Source organism: Janthinobacterium sp. SUN128 (genome assembly GCF_030587275.1).
GTDB classification, from domain to species: Bacteria; Pseudomonadota; Gammaproteobacteria; order Burkholderiales; family Burkholderiaceae_D; genus Janthinobacterium; species Janthinobacterium lividum.
This window is the reverse complement of sequence record NZ_JAPWHY010000008.1, coordinates 1-20,280: the sequence shown is the minus strand read 5'-3', so window position 1 is coordinate 20,280 and position 20,280 is coordinate 1. Positions and strand designations below refer to the sequence as shown.

Genomic DNA, 20,280 nt, shown 5'->3' with positions numbered 1-20,280 from the left:
CGCAGACAAAAGCGTCGGCGCCTGGCAATGCACTGTATGATGCGCATGCTGAAACTATCCTAGAGCATTTTTCGAGACTAAAAAATATGACAAAAACCCTCATCATCGCCGAGAAGCCTTCTGTCGCGAACGATATCGCGAAGACGCTTGGCGGCTTTACCAAGCACGATGAGTACTTTGAATCGGATGAATACGTCCTGTCGTCGGCGGTCGGCCACTTGCTGGAGATCGCCGTACCGGAAGAATTCGACGTGAAGCGCGGCAAATGGAGTTTCGCGCACTTGCCGATGATTCCACCGTATTTCGCGCTGAACCCGATCGCCAAGACGGAAGCGCGGCTCAAAGTATTAAACAAGCTGATCAAACGCAAAGACGTCACCACCCTCATCAACGCATGCGATGCGGGGCGCGAAGGCGAGCTGATTTTCCGCCTGATCGCGCAGAACGCGAAAGCCAAGCAACCGGTCAAGCGCCTGTGGCTGCAGTCGATGACGCCGGGCGCCATCCGCGACGGTTTTTCGCACCTGCGCAGCGACGAAGAAATGCTGCCGCTGGCCGATGCGGCGCGCTGCCGTTCGGAAGCCGATTGGTTGATCGGTATCAATGGCACGCGTGCCATGACGGCGTTTAATTCGAAGGAAGGCGGCTTCTATCTGACCACCGTGGGCCGCGTGCAGACGCCGACCCTGTCCATCGTGGTCGAACGCGAAGATAAAATTAAAAAATTCGTGCCGCGCGACTTCTGGGAAGTGCGCGCCGAATTCGTCTGCGCGGCCGGTATCTATGAAGGCCGCTGGCTCGACACGAAGTTCAAGAAGGACGAGAACGATCCCGAGAAGCGCGCCGAGCGCCTGTGGAGCAAGACGGCTGCCGACTCGATCGCCACCGCCTGCCGCGGCCGCCAAGGCATCGTCACGGAAGAGTCGAAACCGACCACTTCGATGGCGCCGGGCCTGTTCGACCTGACCAGTTTGCAGCGCGAAGCGAACTCGCGTTTCGGCTTCTCCGCCAAGAACACCCTGGGCCTGGCCCAGGCGCTGTATGAAAAGCACAAGGTATTGACGTATCCGCGTACCGATTCGCGCCACCTGCCGGAAGACTACATGCCGACCGTGCTGCAGGCGCTGGAAACGGTCAAGGACAACAGCAACTACCACCAGTTCGCCAAGCAGATCATCGACAAGGGCTGGGTCAAGCCGAACAAGCGCATCTTCGACAATACCAAGATCTCGGATCACTTCGCGATCATCCCGACGACGATCGCGCCAAAGAACCTGTCCGAGCCGGAACAGAAGCTGTACGACCTGGTCACGCGCCGTTTCATGGCCGTGTTCTTCCCGCCTGCTGAATTCCAGGTCACCACGCGCTACACGGAAGTGTCCGGCCATCAGTTCAAGACTGAAGGCAAGGTCATGACCAATCCGGGCTGGCTGGCCATCTACGGCAAGGAAGCATCGACGGACGCCGACAAGGAAAGCAATGGCAACGGCAACCTGGTGCCGGTCGCCAAGGGTGAGAAAGTACAGACGGAAAGCGTCAACGCCAACGGCCTGGTCACCAAGCCGCCTGCGCGCTTCACGGAGGCAACGTTGCTGTCGGCCATGGAAGGCGCCGGCAAGCTGATCGACGACGACGAGCTGCGCGATGCGATGGCTGGCAAGGGCCTCGGCACGCCAGCGACGCGCGCGGCCACCATCGAGGGCTTGCTGACGGAACGCTATCTGATCCGTGAAGGCCGCGAACTGATTCCGACGGCCAAGGCGTCGCAACTGATGACCTTGCTCAAGGGCCTGGGCGTCAACGAATTGACGGCGCCGGAGCTGACGGGCGAGTGGGAATACAAGCTGTCGCAGATGGAAAAAGGCAAGATTTCGCGCGAAGAATTCATGCGTGAAATCGCGCAGATGACGCAAATCATCGTCAAGCGCGCCAAGGAATACGATAACGACACGATTCCCGGCGACTACGCGACCCTGGAAACGCCATGCCCGAATTGCGGCGGCGTGGTGAAGGAAAACTACCGCCGTTTCGCCTGCACCAAGTGCGAATTCTCGATGAGCAAGACGCCGGGTTCGCGCCAGTTTGAAATCGCCGAAGTGGAGCAATTGCTGAAGGACCGCACCATCGGCCCGCTGCAAGGTTTCCGCTCGAAGATGGGCCGTCCGTTCGCCGCCATCCTGCGCATCGTGCGCGATGAAGAGATCAAGAATTTCAAGCTGGAATTCGATTTCGGCCAGAACGACGAGAGCGAAGATGGCGAAGGCGTCGATTTCACGGGCCAGACGCCCGTGGGACCGTGCCCCAAGTGCAACGCCGGCGTGTACGAAATGGGCCTGGCCTATGTGTGCGAACACAGCGTAGCCAAGCCGAAGACGTGCGATTTCCGCAGCGGCCGCATCATCTTGCAGCAGGAAATCTTGCCGGAACAAATGGCAAAACTGCTCAACGATGGCAAGACCGATCTGTTGCCAGGCTTTGTTTCGCAGCGTACCCGCCGTCCGTTCAAAGCCTTCCTCGTGCGCGGCAAGGATGGCAAGGTGAGCTTCGAGTTTGAAGAGCGCAAGGCCAAGCCGGGCGCCAAGACCAAGGCGGCAGCCGTCGAGGCCGAAGGCGAAGAAGGCGCGGCGCCAGCGAAGAAGACGGCCGTCAAGAAAGCGGCAGCCGTCAAAAAGGCGCCAGCCAAGAAAGCCACGGCCGTGAAAAAGCCGGCCGCCAAGAAGGCGCCGGCGAAGAAAGCGGCAGCGGCGGAGTAATCCGGCGCCAGCCAAACAAAAGCCAGGGATGTCCCTGGCTTTTTTTACGTCCCGAGACTCTTAGTCAAGGTAGTCCGAATACTCGCGCTGCGCGTAGTTCTGCAGATTCGCCCACGGCTGGGCCTTGCTGACGGTCGGTTGCAGCTTGACGTCGACCCGGCGATAGAAGGTATTCGCGCGGTCACCGCTTTCGATGATCAGCGGAATCTGCTTTTGTTCATCCCACAGGATGCGCTGGAACACGCCATTCTTTTCCACTTCGCGCCAGCGCGCGCCCGTCACGTTCGACGCCTGTTTCGACAGCGGCATGGCGGCCACCAGTTTCGGGTCCAGCAGATAAAAACTGTTTTCCCAGGAGCCGTCGAAATTGACGTTTTCGTATTCCGCTTTCGGGATCGCCACCACCACCTTGTCATGCGCATCGATGTATTCCACGCGCACGGTGTTCTTTTCCAGCATCACGTGGCGCGGTATCAGCACGGGATTGAAGTGCTTGTGTTCATGCTGCGTGGCCTTCAGCGCCACTTTGGTGTTGTCTCCGTGCTTGTGGCCCGCATGTGCATCGGTCGACGGCGCCAGCACGCGCTCGACCCACACGTGGCCGGGGCGGCGCAGCATCTTTTCTTCGTAGCGGCTCTCGCGCGTCACGCCTTCCGGCGTCAGGACGCGGCTGTAATAGGTGATGCCCAGGTCCAGGTCGGCAGGAGCGGACGGCGTGGCAGGAGCGGCTTGCGCGCTGGCGGCAAGGCCGGCGGCGAGGAGGATGGCGATCAGGGACGATTTCATGGTGTTGCCTTTACGTGCAGAGGGGCGGAGGGCATACGCCATCCGCCCCGGTGGGGTTGCCGTGTTGATGTGGATCAGAAGCCGAAGGCCGCCTTCAGCAAGTCAAACACCTTGGTATTGTCCAGGGTGCCCTTGAAGGTCTTGGAGCCGGCGCCCGTGGCCAGCAGCTTGACGTCGCCGCCGCCGTGGGTTTCGCTGGCCAGGCGCACGCCTGTTTCCTGCAGGTAGTTGTCTTTCAGGGCCGTGGCGCTGTCGACATTGCTGCGCAGGTCAGGACGGTTCGGGCCGTTGCCGAACACCAGGGTGGTGTAGGTATTGCCATCCGCATCCTTGCTCGGCTGGTTATCCTTGTAGCCGCGGTTGATGTCGAGGATAGGGTTGCCGCGCTTGCCGTAGCCGTTGAAGGCCAGGGTATGGTCATGGTCGGCCGTGACGACGATCAGGGTATTTTCCAGCTTCGGATCGGTTTCCTTGATCTTGTTGATGGCGGCCTTGATGGCGTCGTCGAAGGCGATGGTATCCGTCAGCGCGCGCTTGGCATTGATGCCGTGCAAGGCGTGGTCGATGCGGCCGCCTTCGACCATCAGGAAGTAACCGTTGGCGTTCTTCGACAGCAAGTCGATGGCTTTCAGCGTCATTTCCGACAGGCTAGGCTGGGTCGCGCCTTCGCCCAGCGGTGGCGTGGCGGTACGGTCCAGTTCATATTCCAGGTGGCTGCGGGTGCTGTACAGGCCGATGAATTTCTTGCCGCTCGGCGCTGCCGCCATTTCCGCTTTCGTCGCGGCCACGGTGTAGCCCTTGGCGGCAAATTCCGTCAACAGGTTGCGGCCATCGGCGCGGCCATACTTGTTGCTTGCCGACCAAGGCGTAAAGTGGTTGCGGCCGCCACCCATCAGCACGTCGACGCCATCGCCCAGGGCCGCGTTGTAGCCCGCGCCGCCCGGCGCCGTTTGCGCGGCGATCGCGTATTGCGCATTGCGGTTGCAGATGTGCGAGAAAGTCGTCGCCGGCGTGGCGTGCGTCAGTTCCGTGGTGGTGATGGCGCCCACGGCCTTGCCCTTGGCTTTTGCCAGTTCCAGGATGGTCGGCGCGCTCTTGCCGCCGGCCGGGCAATTGTCCACGCCCAGGTTGCCGTTGGCATCGCGGCTGGGTTCCTTGGCGATCGTGTCCTGCGCCATCGAGATGACTTCATTGTTCATCTTGACGCCAGTCATGTAGGCGGCCATCGATGGCGCGCTGTCCGTCGTTTGCGCATCGTTCGAGAACGTCTTGATGCGCGCCGTGCGTTCCAGCGTGTCCATCGTCAGGCTGCCATCTTCCTTGTACTGGTAGATGCGCGCCGCCGTCACGACGGAAGGGCCCATGCCGTCGCCGAGGAAGAAGATGACGTTCTTGGCGTCGGCGGCGTAGGCGCTGGCAACGCTGGCGGCCACGAGCGTGGTCAGCAAGGAGAGTTTCAGGGCCGATTTCAGTACGGCGGGTGTCGATGCAAGTTTCATGTGCTTGTCCAATTCTTGTCTCTTGGGGATTACAGACCGCCGGCGGTCTTGACCAGGCCGAATACTTTGGTGTTGTCGATGGTGCCGAGGAAGGTTTCCGAACCCTTGCCGATGGCGCCCAGGAAGACGTCGGTGCCGCCGTGGGTTTCATTGCCCGCCGTGGTGCGGATCACCGCTTCCTGGTGGTAAGTATTGGCGCTTGTGACGGTTTCATCGAGGCTGGCCATGGCGGCGCGGCTCGACTGGGTGCGGTTTTCGCCATTGCCGAAGCCGATGATCGAATACGGTGCGCCATCGAGGTCTTTCTCGACCGCGCCGGTCACGTAGTTCTTCACCACGCCCAGCACGCCAGGGTTGCCGGCAGCCGTCTTGCCCGTGCGCTTGGCGTAGCCGTTCAGCACCAGGGTGTGGTCATGGTCGGCCGTGACGACGATCAGGGTATTGGCCAGGGTCGGGTCGGTGAGCTTGGCTTTGTCGATGGCCGCCTTGATGGCGTTATCGAATGCGACGGTATCTTGCAGCGCTTTCTTGGCCGTGGTTTCGTGCAGCGCATGGTCGATGCGGCCGCCTTCGACCATCAGGAAATAACCCTTCTTGTTCTTGGCCAATACATCCATGGCCTTGGTGGTCATTTCCGCCAGGCTCGGTTCCTTGGCGGCATCGCGGTCCAGGTCGTAGCTCATGTGGCTGGACGTGAACACGCCGAACAGGCGCTCCGTCTTGGCCGCATCGACGGCCTTGAAGTCGGCACCCGTGTTGGCGACCGTGTAGCTCTTCGCTTTCAGTTCGGCGAGCAGGTCGCGTCCGTCGGAACGCTTGCCGCCATCCTTGAACGGCTTGAAGAATTGCGCGCCGCCACCGAGGACCACGTCCAGGCCGGCAGTGCCCAGCGCGCTGTTGTAGCCCGTGCCGCCAGGCACCAGGGCCGCGGCGATATCGTTTTCCAGGTCGCGGTGGCAGATGTGCGAATAGGTCGCGGCCGGCGTGGCGTGCGTCACGCGCGCCGTGCTGACGACGCCGGCGGCAAAGCCCTTGGCCTTGGCCAGTTCCAGCAGGGTGGTGGCGGGCGTGCCGTTGCCGGTGCCGCATTTGTTGACCAGCTTGTTGCCGTTCGCATCCGTGCCCGGATCGATGGCGACCGTGTTGGCCGACATCGAGATGACTTCATTGTTCATCTTGACGCCCGTCATGTAGGCGGCCATCGATGGCGCGCTGTCCGTCACTTGCGCATCGTTCGAGAACGTCTTGACGAAGGCCGTTTCCGGCAGGGTGTCCATGGTCAGCGCACCCTCTTCGCCCACCGAATAGATGCGCGCGGCCGTCATGGTGGTCAGGCCCATGCCGTCGCCGAGGAAGAAGATGACGTTTTTCGGCGGTGCTTCAGCCACTACCTCTTCTTTTTTGGCGTCGCTGCCGCAGGCGGCCAGCATCAGGGTGATGGCGACGCTGCAGCCAGCGACGGAAATTTTTCTGCGTGTCATGTGGTTCATCCGGCTAGGTTTGAAAGAGCTAGCAAGATAACAATCCAATGTGACGCCCTCATGACGCTGTGACACATTTGGCCACGCCGGTGCGCGTCCGCCTGGCGTGTTGTTTTAGCGCACGTCCTCGGTGGAAAAGTACACCGTGCCGCGCAAGCGGGCCGTTGTTCCCAGCTGCGCGCGCAAGGCCGCTTGCAAGGCGGCGGCCGGAGTTTCCTGCACGCCCCGCTTGGCCGCCACGATGTCGCCATGCGGCGCCTGCGCAGGGCTGGTCCAGGCGACGATATGTTCGAAATCGGGGCGGCTGTCGATGCGCTTGACGAGGAAGCGCTGCGTGCCGTCGCCCACCTGCAGATAGCGCGCGCTGGCGTGCGCGGCGGTTGCCGGCGACAGCTGGCGCATCAGCAGGACGCGCTCGACGATGATGGCGGCAGCGCCGTAGCCGGGTTCGGCTTTTCCAGCCTTCTCGAAGTGCCCGCGCACCACCGTCGCGCGGAACTGGCGCAGCGGCAGCGGCGCGGCGGGCAGCAAGCGCGCCAGCTCGAAATGTTCCGGTTCGAGGGTCCACAGCGCCGTACGGCCATCGAGCTGCTGGCGCAGCCGCGCATCGAGGGCGGGGTCGGCCAGCCGCACTTGCAGCACCGCCTGGTAATCGTGCGGCGCATGGAACATCGGCAGGTGCGAGGCATACAGCCCTTGCTTGCCGCCAAACAGCACCATGCCGTGCAGGCCCCAGGTCGGGGGCGCGGCGTGGGCAAAGCTGGAGGCGAGCAGGAGCAGGGACAGGAAGAGGGTGCGCAGCATGGGTTTCATCGATGAGTTGGAATGGCACGATGATAGGGGCGGTATCATGGACGGTACAGCAACCATTTTTCACTTTTCGTGTCCCATTTGGAAATCATCATGCACATGAGCCTTGCCGACCTGCGCGTGTTTTGCAGCGCCGCGCGCCAGCCGACCCTGGGCGCGGCGGCGCTGGAATTGCACCTGACGCCATCGGCCGTGTCGAAAGCCTTGCGCCGCCTGGAAGGGGACATGGGCGCGCCCCTGTTTGACCGGAGCGGCAAGCAATTGCTGCTCAACGACAGCGGCCGTTTGCTGCTCGAGCGTGCGCGCACCTTGCTGGCGCTGGCCGAACAGGCGCGCCTGGACGTGATGGGCGAACGGGGCGCCATCGCTGGCCGCATCGCCGGCCCTGCCTTGCTGCTGTGGCGCCATGCGGAGACCCTGGCGGCGGCGCTGGACGCCTATCCGCAGGCCAGCGTGCGTTTGCAACCGGCGTTCGAGGATGCGGCGCTGGCGGCCCTGGCGCGCGGCGATTGCCATGCGGCACTGGTGACGCAGGACGCCATCGCCCAGCGCGGCGCCGACTGGCCTGCCACCTGGCACAGCACGGCGCTGGGCAGCATGCGCATGCTGCTGGCGGCCGGGCGCGGCCATGTGCTGGCGCGCGGCGTGCCGGCAGCCTGCGCATCCGTGCGCTGCGCCATGCAGGACGTCTTGCCGCACGCGTTTGCCAGTCCTGCCCACTCCCTGCTGTGCGGCGAGGAGCGGGGCCGCCACGCCGATGGCTGGCGCGGGGTGGCCGGGCGCACCATCCGCTACTGGAGCGACGATGTGCAGCTGCTGCTGGGCTATGTGCAGTCCGGCCGGGCGCTGGCCTACCTGCCCGACTTCGCCGTGCGCGCGCACGATTTGCTGCAGGTCGAGCTGGCCGGCAGTGTCGATTGCAGCGAACAGGTACTGCTCGTGTGGGATGGCGCGCTGGCGGGGCAGTGGCTGCATGCACTGGCGCGGCAGCTGTCTATTCATCCGAAATAAGCAACAAACTATTGCGCTTTAATGGGTTTTTCTACCGGATTGAGCAACGTAAGATGCATGCATCCCAATCATTTTGTGAAGGCACATCATGTTCTCCAAATCCATCAGCAGCGTTCTTGTTTCCACCCTGTTTGCCGCCGGCGCCGCGTCGGCCGCCGCCAGCGCTCCCTTGACCCTGGAAGTCTTCAATCCGGGCGAAGCGGCGATCTTCCCTGTCGCTTCCGTGCTGGTTGCGGGCAAGCATGACGCCGTGCTGATCGATGCGCAATTCTCGCGCGCCGAAGCGCAAAAGCTGGTGGAGAAGATACACGCCAGCGGCAAGAAACTGACGACCGTGTACATCAGCCACAGCGATCCCGATTTTTACTTTGGCCTCGACGTGATCAAGGCCGCTTTCCCGCAGGCGAAAATCGTTGCCACGCCGGAAACAGTCGCGGAAATCCGCCGCAAGGCCGACGCCAAGGTCGGCTACTGGGGTCCTATCCTGAAAGACAATGCACCGAAAAGCATCGTCATTCCCGAAGCGTTGCAAGGCAAGCGCATCAGCCTGGAAGGCCAGTCGCTGGATATCGCCGGCCCGACGCCAGCGCGCACCTATGTGTGGATTCCATCGATCAAGGCCGTCGTCGGCGGCGTGGTACTGTTTGGCAACCTGCACGTATGGACGGCCGATACGCAAAGCCTGCAATCGCGCCAGGACTGGCTCAAGACACTGGATGGCATCGCCGCCCTGAAACCCGTCACCGTCGTGCCCGGTCACTTCAAGGTGGGTTCGCCCCTGACGCCGGACAGCATCAGTTTTACGCGCGACTATCTGGTGACGTTTGAAGCGGAAACGGCCAAGGCCGCCAATTCGGCCGCCCTGATCGAAGCGATGAAAATGCGCTATCCGAAGCTGGGCCTCGATGGCGCCCTGGAAACGAGCGCGAAGGTGGCCAAGGGCGAGATGAAATGGTAAGCGGCAACAAGGAGTCAAGCATGCCCACACTGCACTACATTTTCGACCCCCTGTGCGGCTGGTGCTACGGCGCCGCGCCGCTGGTCGAGGCGGCGCGCGCCGTGCCCGGACTGACGCTGGCGTTTCACGGCGGCGGCATGATGACGGGCAGTAATCGCCGCCAGATCACGCCCGCCTGGCGCGGCTATGTGCTGCCGCACGACCGGCGCATCGAGCAATTGTCGGGCCAGTCGTTTGGCGACGCCTATATCGATGGCTTGCTGAACGACACGACGGCCATGCTGGATTCCGAACCGCCGATCACGGCCATCCTGGCGGCCGAATCGCTGGCCGGCAAGGGCCTGGACATGCTGCAGCGCGTGCAGCGCGCCCATTACGTGGACGGCTTGCGCATTGCTGACCTGCCCGTGCTGGTGACCTTGGCGCAAGAGCTGGGCATGGACGGCGCGGCATTCCAGGCCGCGTATGCGCAACAGGCGGGTGCTGCCACGCAACGGCATATCGATGCCAGCCGCGCCTTGCTGGCGCAGGTGGGCGGGCAGGGCTTTCCCACGTTCGTGCTCGACGATGGCAGCGGCACGCTGTCCGTGATCGATATCGGCGGCTTCCTGGGCCAGCCCGCGAAGTTGCAGGCGCAACTGGGTGGCGTGTGCGATGCGCAAGGGTGTGCATTGTAAATAGCTATCGATTCGATAAAATCAATTAACTTTTCCTTTGTTGTTGACCTCGTTACACTGGTTCCATTAGTCAACAACGAAGGAAAAGCAGCATGAGCCAACAGCCGCCATTCAGTACCGCCTCGGGCATCCCCGTCGCCGACAACCAGAATTCCATCAGCGCCGGTCCCCGTGGCCCGCTGCTGCTGCAAGACTTCCACCTGATCGAAAAACTCCAGCATTTCAACCGCGAGCGCATCCCCGAGCGCGTCGTCCACGCAAAAGGTTCGGGCGCCTACGGCACTTTTACCGTCACGCACGACATTTCGCGTTACACCAAGGCCAAGCTGTTCAGTGAAGTGGGCAAGCAGACGGCAACCTTTGCGCGCTTTTCCACCGTCGGCGGCGAACGCGGCAGTGCAGACACGGAACGCGACCCGCGCGGCTTCGCCGTGCGCTTCTATACGGAAGAGGGCAACTGGGATTTGGTCGGCAACAACACGCCCATGTTCTTCATCAAGGACCCGATCAAGTTCCCCGATTTCGTCCACACGCAAAAGCGCGATCCGCAAAGCAACCTGAAATCGGCCGAGATGATGTTCGATTTCTGGAGCCATGCGCCGGAAAGCCTGCACCAGGTCACCATGCTGTTCTCGGACCGCGGCACGCCGGACGGCTACCGCCACATGGATGGCTTCGGCAGCCACACGTATAGCCTGATCAATGCCGACGGCCAGCGCGTGTACGTGAAATGGCACTTCAAGACGCGCCAGGGCATCAGGAATCTGCCTGCCGCGGAAGCGGGCCGCCTGGCCGGCGCCGACCCCGATTACGCCCAGCGCGACCTGTTCGGCGCCATCGAACGCGGTGATTTCCCCCAGTGGGAAGTCAAGCTGCAGGTGGCCACGCAGGAGCAACTCGATGCATGGGAGCAGCGCACGGGCTGGAACCCGTTCGACCTGACGAAAGTGTGGCCGCATGCGGACTTCCCGCTGCTGCCGGTAGGCATCTTCGAGTTGAACCGCAACCCGGACAATTACCACGCGGAAGTCGAGCAGGCGGCCTTTTCGCCGGCCAACGCCGTGCCGGGCATGGGATACTCTCCGGACAAGATGCTGCAAGGCCGATTGTTCGCCTACCACGACGCCCAGCTGTACCGGGTCGGCACCAACCACCAGCATCTGCCCGTGAATGCGGCCCGCTGCCCCTTCCATAACCAGCAGCGCGACGGCGGCATGGCGATCCACAATGGCGGCGCGGCGCGCAACTATGCGAACGTGGCGGCGGCGGGCACGCAACCGCAAGGCCTGGGCCATGGCGAGGGGGCGCTGGCGCTCGATGGCGGCGCGGCGCGCTACGATGGCCGCGGCGTGGAAGACGACTTTACGCAGGCCGGCAATCTGTTCCGTTTGATGTCGGCACAGGCGAAGCAGAACCTGTTCGATAACCTGGCCGGTCCCTTGAGCCAGGTGCGCGCGGAAACCTTGCAACGTCAGCTGGGGCACTTCGACCGGGCCGATGCCGCCTACGGCGCCGGCGTGCGCGCCGCCCTGCAGGCGCGTGGCGTGACCCTGTAAGCGTGTATTGCAGGCGGAACAAGCTGGTTCCGCCTGTTGTTGATCCAGCACAAATTAGAGATGAATACCAAATATTGCCGTATGGACATATTTGCCGCCCATGCGTAGACTTGTCGGTCTGATGATCGCGCCGTCTTCCTGGCGGCGCCCTGACTAGAAAGTCTTGCAATATGAATATGGCGAAGCTGTCGGTGCATGGGGACGACCCCACGCTCAAATCCATCCTTGAAGTCTTGCCCACCGATCCGGAACGGCAATGGCGCAAGGGCGAGGCAAAGGGCGCGGGCCGCGTGCATCTCGATTCCGGCTTCGAGGTGCTGATCGCGCAGGCATCCAAATCGCAAGTGTTGCCCTCGCGCATACGCAGCTACCTGGCCGAATGCCGCTCGCGCGGCGTCAGCTTCAGCATGCCGCGCATCGTGGCCGAACTGCAACTGGAGTTGAATGGCGACGATACGCTCGATGCGCCACTCGACCTCTCGCTGGCCGACATGCAGCACCTGACGGAAATGGGCATCAGCCTGAGCCTGGTAACGCGTTCCGCCGCAGCCTGATGAGCGCCTGACACTTAAAAAATGGCCACCTGTTCAGGGTGGCCATTTTTTGTCATGCTTCGGCGATGTCGACGGTGACCATATTGTCGTCCGGCTTGCGGTCGATCAGCTTGTTGTCGGGATCGATGCCCGCCTTGTCGGGGCGGCTGCCGACGATGACGGTATAGCTCGCTTCGCGCTTCGTCATGCGCAGGCGTTCGCGCAGCAGCGGATGGCCATTCGCGTCGTCGACGCCGATCTCGATCCAGTCGTGCAGGGGCGCGTCGTGTTCCTCGCCCTGTTCGCCGGCCGTCAATTTGCTCGCCTGCACCTTGATGGTGACGGCGTACTTGCCGTCGCTGCGTTTCGTGGCCGTGGCCGACAGGGCGCGGTTGTCGAACAGCACGATTTTCTCGAACAGGTCGTCGATCAGGTAAGCCTGCTCGGGCGGCGCGACCTGGCGCAAGCCGGCAATCAGGGCTGTCACGCTCGCATACGGCGGGCCTTTCTGGCCATAGGTCTTGAGCAAGTCGCGCAGCACGCCGTTGACCTTGTCTTCGCCGATGATGTCTTGCAGCAAGTACATGGCCAGGCTGCCCTTGTTGTAGTGGATATACGCCTGGTTTTCATTCTCGGCCAGCGGCAATTCCTTCTTGCGCTCTTCGCTGCGCCCCATCAGGTATTGATTCAGGTCATAGCGCAGGAAGCGGCGCATCTTGGCCTGCCCCACGGTTTTCTTCATCACCATCAGGGCCGAATATTCGGCCAGGGTTTCGCTGAGCACGGTAGCGCCGCGCGTATTGCCGCCCACCAATTGATGCGCCCACCACTGATGCGCCACTTCATGCGCCGTGACGTAGAACGGATAATCGATATCTTTCGGGTTCTTGTCGTCCACCTTGGCGATGAAGCCCAGCCCTTCCGAGTAGGGAATCGTGTTCGGGAACGATTGCGCAAACGTGGCGTAGCGGGGGAACTCGACGATGCGCAGGATCTTGTGCTGGTAAGGGCCGAAGTTTTTCGTGTAGTACTCGAGCGCTTCCTTGCTGCCGCGCACGAAGCGGTCCAGATTGTATTCATGGCCCGGATGGTAATACACGTCGATGGCCACGTCTTGCCAGCGTTCGTGCCTGACGGCGTAGCGGGCCGACTGGAATGCGTAGAAATTCAGGATCGGCTGCTCCATCGTGTAATGGAAGTAATGGCGGCCCTTGGCGATCCAGTCGTTGTCCAGCATGCCCGGCGCGATGGCCGTCTGGCCGTCGACGGTGCTGACGGTGGCGTCGAAGTTGATGCGGTCGGCATCGTTGCTGACGTAATTGTCGGCCAATCCCTTCGCATCGTCGCGCGGCAAGGCCCGTTCGCGCGCGGGCAAGCCGTGTTTCTTGCGGTCGCGCGGGTCCGTCAATTCCTGCTGCGCCTGGTAGCCGATGTGCGGCAGCACGGCATTCGTGAAGAAGGTGCCGTTGGCGACCACGGGCGTGTCCTGGCCCAGGCCGAAGATGCCGCGCGGCGCATAGCGGACGTCGAAATCGAGGCCCAGGGTAGCGCCCGGCGCCAGTGGCGCGGCCAGGCGGTAGCTGTAGAAGCCCAGCTTGCCATCATCGAGGCCGGGATGCACGCGCGCGTCAAAACGCAGGCGCATGGTGGAGGTCGGGTCTTGCTGCACAAAAATGTGGCTGATCGGCAGGCTGGTCTTGTTTTGCAGCACATAGCGGCCCGTGACGGCCAGGGTGCGCTGCGCCGGATAGATGGCCACGTCGAGTTTCACGTCGGTGATTTTCGGCTGCGGCGTGGCGGCAAATTTGCGGTACTGGCGCTCGACACTGGCGCGGTCCGCATCGCGGGCGAATTCGGACTTGTAATCGTTGGCCACGTGGAAGACGTAGAACAGCACCGTGCCGGCGCCGAGGAAGAGCAGGGCGCCGCCGGCAAAGCTGGCCAGTACGCCGTGCGTCAGGCCATGGCGCGCCAGGCGCAGACGGATGCGCCAGCTATCCTGCGCGCCGCGGGGCCAGAACAGCAGGGACAGCACCGTCAGCATGACGGCCGCACCGCTCCAATACAGCAAGTACCAGCGCTCGCGCAACAGATAGTGGCCGGCGCCGTTCATGGCCGAATACACGAAGTCCGGTGTGTTGCCATACAGCAGCAGCGGGTCGCCCAGGCCCAGCGAGGAAAAGCTGATGCTGGCGATGTGGTACAGAATCATGGCGAAATACGCCAGGTACTTGTGGTTGATCAATACCTGCAAGAAGATGGCCAGCACGGCGATCAGCGCGTAGGACGGCAAGTGCGACAGGAACAGCGATTCCAGGTACAGGCCGGGGTCGAGGCGGTAATAGCCCTTGAAGACCTGAATCGACATGCCGCACAGCATGATGACCAGACTCAGCAGAGCTTGCAGGCCGACCAGCGCAAACAGTTTCGACAGCAGGGGCAGCCAGTTCGGCACGGGCAGGGCGTCGAGCATCTGATACGTGCCCGCTTCCCGTTCGCGCCACACCAGCTCGCCCGCGTAGAAGGTGGTAATGATCAGCATGAACAGGGCGAACGAAGCGTTGACCATGTCCAGCACCTTTTCCGTCACCGGATAGGTATTCGTGCCGTAGATGGAGCCCATGTCCAGCGCGCCCGCATACATGGTCAGCACGCCGGCCAGCACGATGACGACAAAATAGATGTTCTTGATGGTTTCGCGCAGGTTCAGCCAGCTCATCTTGACGAGCAGGGCGGCCAGGCTGCGCTGCGCGAAGTCCGGTGTTTCCTGCGTGGACAGCGAAGCGTTCGACAGGCGCAGCGGGACGTCGCCCTCGCTGCGGCGCTTGCCGGCGCCCGCGTCCGTCGTGGCGTGGAACTGGAAGCGCCAGTAGCCGAGCAGCAATGCCACCAGGGCGAGGCCGGACCAGATGGCGCGGTTCAGCAGGTACACGCCTTCCAAGGTCACCAGGCGCGTGTTGCGCTCCGCGTTTGGCCAGTATTCCGTCAGGCGTATCAGCGCCGTGGTGCCGAAAGGATCGATCAGGGCGGCCAGGGTCTTGTAGTCGAGGTCGCGTGCCAGCGACGGGGCCACCAGATAGCCGATCAGCATGACCACCGAGCTGATGTATACAGGCAGCATGCGCCGCGTCAGGGCCGCGATGACGAAGAAGATGGCGCCGAAGATGAACAGGTTGGGCAGCAGCGTAAACACATACGGCATCAGGTAGGCCAGCGCCCGTTGCGGCCCCAGCCGTTCCGGATCGATGCCGGGCAGCCAGGCGCCCAGCCAGGCACCGATGACGATGCTGGAAAACACCACGGCCAGCACCAGGTAGGCGCCCAGGAAGCGGCCGAAAACATACTGGTATTTCCTGATCGGCGCGCTGAAGAAGAAATGCTGCATGCCGTATTCGAAATCCTGCTGCACCGAGCGGCCCATCATGGCGGCTACCACCACGGCGCCGAAGCAGCCCAGCAGACTGCACGTGAACGCCAGCGAGCGGGGCGCGTTGATCAGGAACTTGCCGCCGAAACTGATACTCGCTTCCTTGAAGACGCCGCCGGCGGCAGCCATCCACAGCATGGCCAGCGCCAGAAACATGGCGAAATACACCCAGGTGGACAGCAGCTTGAGCCGCTGTCGCGCTTCAAAGCGGGCGATGGCAAGCATGGCCGTCCCCTCAGTCGCACTGCGGGGCGACGCGGTGGCGCCCGGCAATGGTGGCGAAATACAGGTCTTCCAGGTCGCCGATGGCTTCCTCGAAGCCATCGCCCGGGTCGTCGTCGCTGTAGACGTGGATCAAGGTGCGGCCCGACAGCAAGCGCGTGGAAATGACGGCGTGGCGCTGCTGGAAGCTGGCCAGCTCCTTCTTCTCGACGAAGCGCGCCCAGATCTTGCAGCTGACTTCGTCGATCAGTTCCTGGGTCTTGCCGCACAGCAGCAAATGGCCCTTGTTGATGATGGCCATGTTGGCGCACAGGTCGGCCACGTCGGACACGATGTGGGTCGACAGGATCACCGTCTTGTCTTCGCCGATGTCGGACAGCAGATTATGGAAGCGCACCCGCTCCTGCGGGTCGAGGCCGGCCGTCGGTTCGTCGACGATGATCAGTTTCGGGTCGCCCAGCAGGGCTTGCGCGATGCCGAAGCGCTGGCGCATGCCGCCGGAAAAGCTGCCCAGGCGCTGGTGGCGCACGTCGAACAGATTGGTTTGCTGCAACAGGCCATCGACGACCTCGCGCCGGCGCGCCCGCTGCGACAAGCCTTTCAAGGTGGCGAAGTGGTCGAGCAGTTCGTAGGCCGTCACTTTCGGGTACAGGCCGAAGTCTTGCGGCAGGTAGCCCAGCATGCGGCGGATCTCGTCCTTGTCGTCGAGCACGTCGTAGTCGCCGAAGAAGATGGAGCCGGAATCGCATTCCTGCAAGGTGGCCAGGGTGCGCATCAGGGTCGACTTGCCGGCGCCATTCGGGCCCAGCAAGCCAAACATCCCGGGCGGTATCGTCAGCGACACGTTATCCAGCGCCGCCACGCCATTCGCGTAGGTCTTCGACAATTTGCGAATCTGCAATTCCATACAACTCCTAACTCATACGTTGCAGCCCGATGGTGCAGGGCTTCTCTATGCTGGCATTGTATTGAATTTAAGACGTACTGGGCAGTTACATGCGATACACGGCATTTTCGCGTGGCCAGAGTGCAGATGGGCGGGGTGGACGGCACCCCGCTTCACCCTGGCTGGCGTGTCTAGTTGCGGAACAATACGGATTCCCGGTTGAACCACCAGCGGCACAGCATCAGCAGGGCGCCCGCGATCACCGTGGTCGAGGCCAGGATCACGCCGAACATGCGGTAATCCATGGTGCCCTTGACCAGTTCCTTCATGGCCAGCGACACATTGGTCAGCGGCACCATGGCCCACATCCAGTTCAGCTCGACGCCGGGCAGCATGGCCGCCACCGTGGGCAGGATGACGAACAGCATCAAAGGCGTGATCATGCCGGCCGCTTCCTTGTAGCTTTTCGCGTAGATCGAGATCGACAGCAGCAGCGAGGCGAAGATGGCGGCTGTCGGCACCAGCATCAGGGTCACCATGGCCAGGTCGGGCAAGCCGATGCTGCGCACCATGACGGCCATGTTGCCTTCCAGCGAACTGCCGAAGATGGCCAGCAGGGCGCCCATGCTGCCCACCATCAGCACGGCCGAGGTCATGCCGACCGTAAACAGCACGAGGAACTTGGCCAGCACGATGGCGCTGCGCGGCACGGGCGCCAGCAGCAGGGTTTCCAGGGTGCCCCGCTCCTTTTCGCCGGCGCCCAGGTCGATGGCCGGGTACATGGCCGCCGTCAGGCACACCATCAGCAGCAGATAGGGCAGCATGCCGCCGACGATGGCGCCCATCTGCTCGCGTTCGTTGGCCGTCGATTGCTTGTCGAGCACGATAGGATTGAGGGCAAAGGCCAGCTGGGCAGGACTCAGGTTCAGGGCAGACAGCGTCCCTTCGCGCAGGCTGGCGTTATAGGTTTCGACGATCTCGCGCACCCGCTGCTGGGTCACGTCGACGGTGCTGGCGCTGTTGTAGTGCAGCACCACCTTGGCTTGTTGCTGTTGCTGCAGCGCCTCTTCGAACCGGGGCGGAATGACGACGGCAAACTTGATGGTGTCATCGCCGATGGCGCGGCGGATATCGCCCTCGCTGGCCAGCGGCACTTCGCGCAGGTTGTGCTGCTGGGTAAAACGCGCGCTCAAGCCCGGCGAATGGTCCTTGCCGAACAGCGTGTAGCGCATTTCCGCTGTCTTGGCATTCTTGAACATATTGTTCGAGACATAGGCGAAGCCGCCAAAGATCAGCGGCATGGCAAAGATGGGGATGAGGATGGTGAAGATCAGCGTCTTGCGGTCGCGCGTGAGTTCCAGCAACTCTTTCAGATAAATGGTCCACATGGCTCAGGCTCCCTGGTTGATGACGCTGACAAAGGCGTCGTACAAGTCCGCGCTGCCGCCTAGGTGGCGCAGTTCGTTGACCGTGCCATTGAAGGCGGTGGTGCCGCGGTTGATGATGCAGACGCGGTCGCACAGCTTTTCCACCTCGTGCAGGTGGTGCGTGGAAAAGATCAACGGCACGCGCAGCGCCTTGTAGCTGGCGATGAAGTCGAGCAGGATCTTGGCCGACATCACGTCCAGGCCCGTCGTCGGTTCGTCGAGGATCACCACCTGCGGCTCGTGCACGACGGTGCGGGCGATCGCGCACTTCTGTTTCATGCCTGTCGACAACTGATCGGCCCGCTTGCCGCCGTATTCCTCCATCTGCAGAAGTGCAAACAGTTCGTCGCAGCGGCGTTTCAGCTTGTCGGCCGGCATGCCATGCAGGCGGCCGAAATATTCCACGTTTTCGCGCGCCGTCAGGCGGCCGTACAGCCCCGTCGAGCCGGACAGGAAACCGATGCTCTGGCGCGCCACCAGCGGCTGGCGCAGCACGTCGACGCCGTTGACGAGGGCGCTGCCCGCGTCCGCTTGCAAGGCCGTCGACAGCAGGCGCAGGGTGGTGGTCTTGCCGGCGCCATTCGGGCCCAGCAGGCCCAGCACTTCGCCGGGGGCGCAGCTGAAACTGACGTCGCGTACGGCGTGAAACCAGCCTTCATGTTCGCGCGGATCGCTGACGTGCACGCCCTTGCCCTTATGGGGCGGCAGGCGAAAACGTTTTGCCAGGTGCTTGACTTCAATCATGTGCTTCATCCATTCGACGGTGAAGAACGAGAGTAGCATGCAAAAAATGTAACTTGCAAGGTGGAAATATCGTTTGGTCTATTGAAAAAAACAGCATCTTCATGCAAGCTGGCCCGGTGGGCGCCGGCGGACGGCGCGGGAGAGCGCAATGCAAACGATCGATCAGGCGATGCAGGACAAGGTACTGGCCGTGGCGCGCGCCGGCATGACCAGTGCCGAAGCCATCGGTTTCTTCCGCGTCAGCCTGGGGCTGTACTACCTGGCCGGCCTGATGACGGAGGAAACCCTCGATTTCAAGCAGATCGACGCGAAGTACAACCGGTTTATCTACCACTCGATAGGTGGCGGGCACAGCATCGCCAGCGTGCTGCAATTCATGAGCGGCGAGAAAGTCTTGCGCGTGCTGCAATCGGAGCGTTTTCGCGCCGCGTTTGCCGAATACTGCCCGGACATCCCCGTCGACAGCATTTCTTTCCTGATTTCACTGAATCTGGGCGTGGCGAAAAGCCTGTCCGGCCTGGATGCCGTTGGCCCCGTGGTGGACTGGATCGAGCAGGAAAAAGCGCGCACAAGTCAATAAAGCCCCGTTCACCCTGCGCGCAGCGTGGGGACGGCTGGCCCTGATCGTCCTATAATTCATGTTTTCCCTTACATGAATAGCCACGATGACCGCGAACCGCCATTTTGACCCCCTGGATCGTTTGATTGTTGGCGCCGACAAGGCCCTGCGCGTCATGGCGGGCGTGGCCTCGGCCTCGCGCCCCACGCCGGCCGCGCATGCGCCCGATGCGGAGCTGAGCCCGGCCGAGCAGCGCCACAGTGCCGGCTTGATGCGCGTCAACCATGTGGGCGAAGTGTGCGCACAAGCCCTGTACAACTCGCAGGCGCGCTATGCGCACAGCCCGGCCATCCGCGCCCAGTTCGATGAAGCGGGACGCGAAGAGGAAGACCACCTGGCCTGGACGGCGCAGCGCCTGACGGAGCTGGGCTCGCGTCTGAGCCTGCTCAATCCCCTGTGGTATGCGGGTTCGTTTGCGCTGGGCACCATCGCCGCGCGCATGGGCGACGGCCGCAGCCTGGGTTTTGTGGTGGAAACGGAACGCCAGGTGGAAGCGCACCTGGCCAGTCACCTGGAAGAATTGCCGCCGCAGGACGCCAAGTCGCGCGCCATCGTCAAGCAGATGGCCATCGACGAAGTGGAGCACGGCGCCGCCGCCCAGCGGCTGGGCGCCATCGATACCCCGGCGCCCGTGAAGGCGCTGATGGGCATCATGGGGAAAGTGATGACGAAAACGGCGTATTACTTGTAGGTCGGATTAGCGCGGCAATGCCGCGCGTAATCCGACATATTGTTGACGTTACTGGTGTTGTCGGATTACGCGCTGGCGCGCTAATCCGACCTTGTATTATTCCTTCCATGCCGTTGGCGATATTGCCAACGGCGTCAATCGCTGTCAAAGTTCTTGGTAGGCATATCAAGACCGGGCAACTGGATGCCGTATCCGCCCTT

At 62.4% G+C, this 20,280-nt stretch carries 16 protein-coding genes; 8 read left to right on the top strand and 8 right to left on the bottom strand.

The features are described 5' to 3' along the window. The first annotated feature begins 86 nt into the window (after positions 1-86). Entirely contained in the window at positions 87-2,753 is a 2,667-nt protein-coding gene (locus O3297_RS28080; RefSeq protein ID WP_305051192.1) for a DNA topoisomerase III, read from the top strand. 60 nt (positions 2,754-2,813) lie between these two features. Here the strand turns inward: O3297_RS28080 and O3297_RS28075 are convergent, their stop codons facing one another. From O3297_RS28075 to O3297_RS28060, 4 genes are all read right to left on the bottom strand, one after another. Then, positions 2,814-3,539, bottom strand: a complete 726-nt coding sequence (locus tag O3297_RS28075) for a hypothetical protein (RefSeq protein ID WP_305051191.1) — start codon at positions 3,537-3,539, stop codon at positions 2,814-2,816. 74 nt (positions 3,540-3,613) lie between these two features. After that, complete coding sequence (locus O3297_RS28070; RefSeq protein WP_305051189.1) at positions 3,614-5,038, bottom strand: alkaline phosphatase; 1,425 nt, start codon at positions 5,036-5,038, stop codon at positions 3,614-3,616. A 29-nt stretch (positions 5,039-5,067) separates the two neighbouring features. Next, positions 5,068-6,519, bottom strand: a complete 1,452-nt coding sequence (locus O3297_RS28065; RefSeq protein WP_099395689.1) for an alkaline phosphatase — start codon at positions 6,517-6,519, stop codon at positions 5,068-5,070. A gap of 114 nt (positions 6,520-6,633) precedes the next feature. Then, a complete protein-coding gene (locus tag O3297_RS28060; RefSeq protein ID WP_305051188.1) occupies positions 6,634-7,323 on the bottom strand; it encodes a hypothetical protein in 690 nt (229 codons plus the stop codon). Positions 7,324-7,422: 99 nt separating this feature from the next. On the opposite strand from O3297_RS28060, the gene O3297_RS28055 reads away from it, so the two are divergent. From O3297_RS28055 to O3297_RS28035, 5 genes are all read left to right on the top strand, one after another. Further along, a complete protein-coding gene (locus O3297_RS28055) occupies positions 7,423-8,340 on the top strand; it encodes a LysR family transcriptional regulator (protein ID WP_139144408.1) in 918 nt (305 codons plus the stop codon). 88 nt (positions 8,341-8,428) lie between these two features. Next, on the top strand, positions 8,429-9,298 hold the full coding sequence (locus O3297_RS28050) for an MBL fold metallo-hydrolase (protein ID WP_099395686.1): 870 nt from the start codon (positions 8,429-8,431) through the stop codon (positions 9,296-9,298). Positions 9,299-9,318: 20 nt separating this feature from the next. Beyond that, a complete protein-coding gene (locus O3297_RS28045; RefSeq protein ID WP_305051186.1) occupies positions 9,319-9,975 on the top strand; it encodes a DsbA family protein in 657 nt (218 codons plus the stop codon). Positions 9,976-10,067: 92 nt separating this feature from the next. Beyond that, a complete protein-coding gene (locus O3297_RS28040) occupies positions 10,068-11,531 on the top strand; it encodes a catalase (protein ID WP_070278280.1) in 1,464 nt (487 codons plus the stop codon). Between the two features lie 170 nt (positions 11,532-11,701). After that, positions 11,702-12,085 carry a hypothetical protein gene (locus O3297_RS28035; RefSeq protein ID WP_070253828.1) on the top strand — a complete coding sequence of 128 codons (384 nt, stop codon included), beginning with the start codon at positions 11,702-11,704 and terminating at the stop codon, positions 12,083-12,085. 52 nt (positions 12,086-12,137) lie between these two features. Here O3297_RS28035 and O3297_RS28030 read toward each other — a convergent pair whose 3' ends face one another. The 4 genes from O3297_RS28030 to O3297_RS28015 all read right to left on the bottom strand — a co-directional run bounded on the left by O3297_RS28030 (position 12,138) and on the right by O3297_RS28015 (position 18,770). Continuing rightward, complete coding sequence (locus tag O3297_RS28030) at positions 12,138-15,716, bottom strand: M1 family aminopeptidase (protein ID WP_305051183.1); 3,579 nt, start codon at positions 15,714-15,716, stop codon at positions 12,138-12,140. 10 nt (positions 15,717-15,726) lie between these two features. Continuing rightward, complete coding sequence (locus O3297_RS28025) at positions 15,727-16,620, bottom strand: ABC transporter ATP-binding protein (protein ID WP_034784750.1); 894 nt, start codon at positions 16,618-16,620, stop codon at positions 15,727-15,729. A 170-nt stretch (positions 16,621-16,790) separates the two neighbouring features. Next, on the bottom strand, positions 16,791-17,987 hold the full coding sequence (locus O3297_RS28020) for an ABC transporter permease (RefSeq protein WP_034784752.1): 1,197 nt from the start codon (positions 17,985-17,987) through the stop codon (positions 16,791-16,793). A gap of 3 nt (positions 17,988-17,990) precedes the next feature. After that, positions 17,991-18,770, bottom strand: coding sequence for an ATP-binding cassette domain-containing protein (locus tag O3297_RS28015; RefSeq protein WP_070253857.1), 780 nt, complete (start codon positions 18,768-18,770; stop codon positions 17,991-17,993). A 148-nt stretch (positions 18,771-18,918) separates the two neighbouring features. On the opposite strand from O3297_RS28015, the gene O3297_RS28010 reads away from it, so the two are divergent. Continuing rightward, a complete protein-coding gene (locus O3297_RS28010; RefSeq protein WP_034784755.1) occupies positions 18,919-19,350 on the top strand; it encodes a hypothetical protein in 432 nt (143 codons plus the stop codon). 85 nt (positions 19,351-19,435) lie between these two features. Then, positions 19,436-20,080: a 2-polyprenyl-3-methyl-6-methoxy-1,4-benzoquinone monooxygenase gene (gene coq7 / locus O3297_RS28005; protein WP_070253827.1), complete on the top strand. Its 645-nt coding sequence runs from the start codon at positions 19,436-19,438 to the stop codon at positions 20,078-20,080. The last annotated feature ends 200 nt before the right edge of the window (positions 20,081-20,280 follow it).

Bases quoted from the DNA above. Each gene is read 5' to 3' on its own strand.
- O3297_RS28080 (WP_305051192.1), top strand. From the start codon at position 87: ATGACAAAAACCCTCATCATCGCCGAGAAGCCTTCTGTCGCGAACGAT.
- O3297_RS28075 (WP_305051191.1), bottom strand. From the start codon at position 3,539: ATGAAATCGTCCCTGATCGCCATCCTCCTCGCCGCCGGCCTTGCCGCC.
- O3297_RS28070 (WP_305051189.1), bottom strand. From the start codon at position 5,038: ATGAAACTTGCATCGACACCCGCCGTACTGAAATCGGCCCTGAAACTC.
- O3297_RS28065 (WP_099395689.1), bottom strand. From the start codon at position 6,519: ATGACACGCAGAAAAATTTCCGTCGCTGGCTGCAGCGTCGCCATCACC.
- O3297_RS28060 (WP_305051188.1), bottom strand. From the start codon at position 7,323: ATGCTGCGCACCCTCTTCCTGTCCCTGCTCCTGCTCGCCTCCAGCTTT.
- O3297_RS28055 (WP_139144408.1), top strand. From the start codon at position 7,423: ATGCACATGAGCCTTGCCGACCTGCGCGTGTTTTGCAGCGCCGCGCGC.
- O3297_RS28050 (WP_099395686.1), top strand. From the start codon at position 8,429: ATGTTCTCCAAATCCATCAGCAGCGTTCTTGTTTCCACCCTGTTTGCC.
- O3297_RS28045 (WP_305051186.1), top strand. From the start codon at position 9,319: ATGCCCACACTGCACTACATTTTCGACCCCCTGTGCGGCTGGTGCTAC.
- O3297_RS28040 (WP_070278280.1), top strand. From the start codon at position 10,068: ATGAGCCAACAGCCGCCATTCAGTACCGCCTCGGGCATCCCCGTCGCC.
- O3297_RS28035 (WP_070253828.1), top strand. From the start codon at position 11,702: ATGAATATGGCGAAGCTGTCGGTGCATGGGGACGACCCCACGCTCAAA.
- O3297_RS28030 (WP_305051183.1), bottom strand. From the start codon at position 15,716: ATGCTTGCCATCGCCCGCTTTGAAGCGCGACAGCGGCTCAAGCTGCTG.
- O3297_RS28025 (WP_034784750.1), bottom strand. From the start codon at position 16,620: ATGGAATTGCAGATTCGCAAATTGTCGAAGACCTACGCGAATGGCGTG.
- O3297_RS28020 (WP_034784752.1), bottom strand. From the start codon at position 17,987: ATGTGGACCATTTATCTGAAAGAGTTGCTGGAACTCACGCGCGACCGC.
- O3297_RS28015 (WP_070253857.1), bottom strand. From the start codon at position 18,770: ATGATTGAAGTCAAGCACCTGGCAAAACGTTTTCGCCTGCCGCCCCAT.
- O3297_RS28010 (WP_034784755.1), top strand. From the start codon at position 18,919: ATGCAAACGATCGATCAGGCGATGCAGGACAAGGTACTGGCCGTGGCG.
- coq7 (WP_070253827.1), top strand. From the start codon at position 19,436: ATGACCGCGAACCGCCATTTTGACCCCCTGGATCGTTTGATTGTTGGC.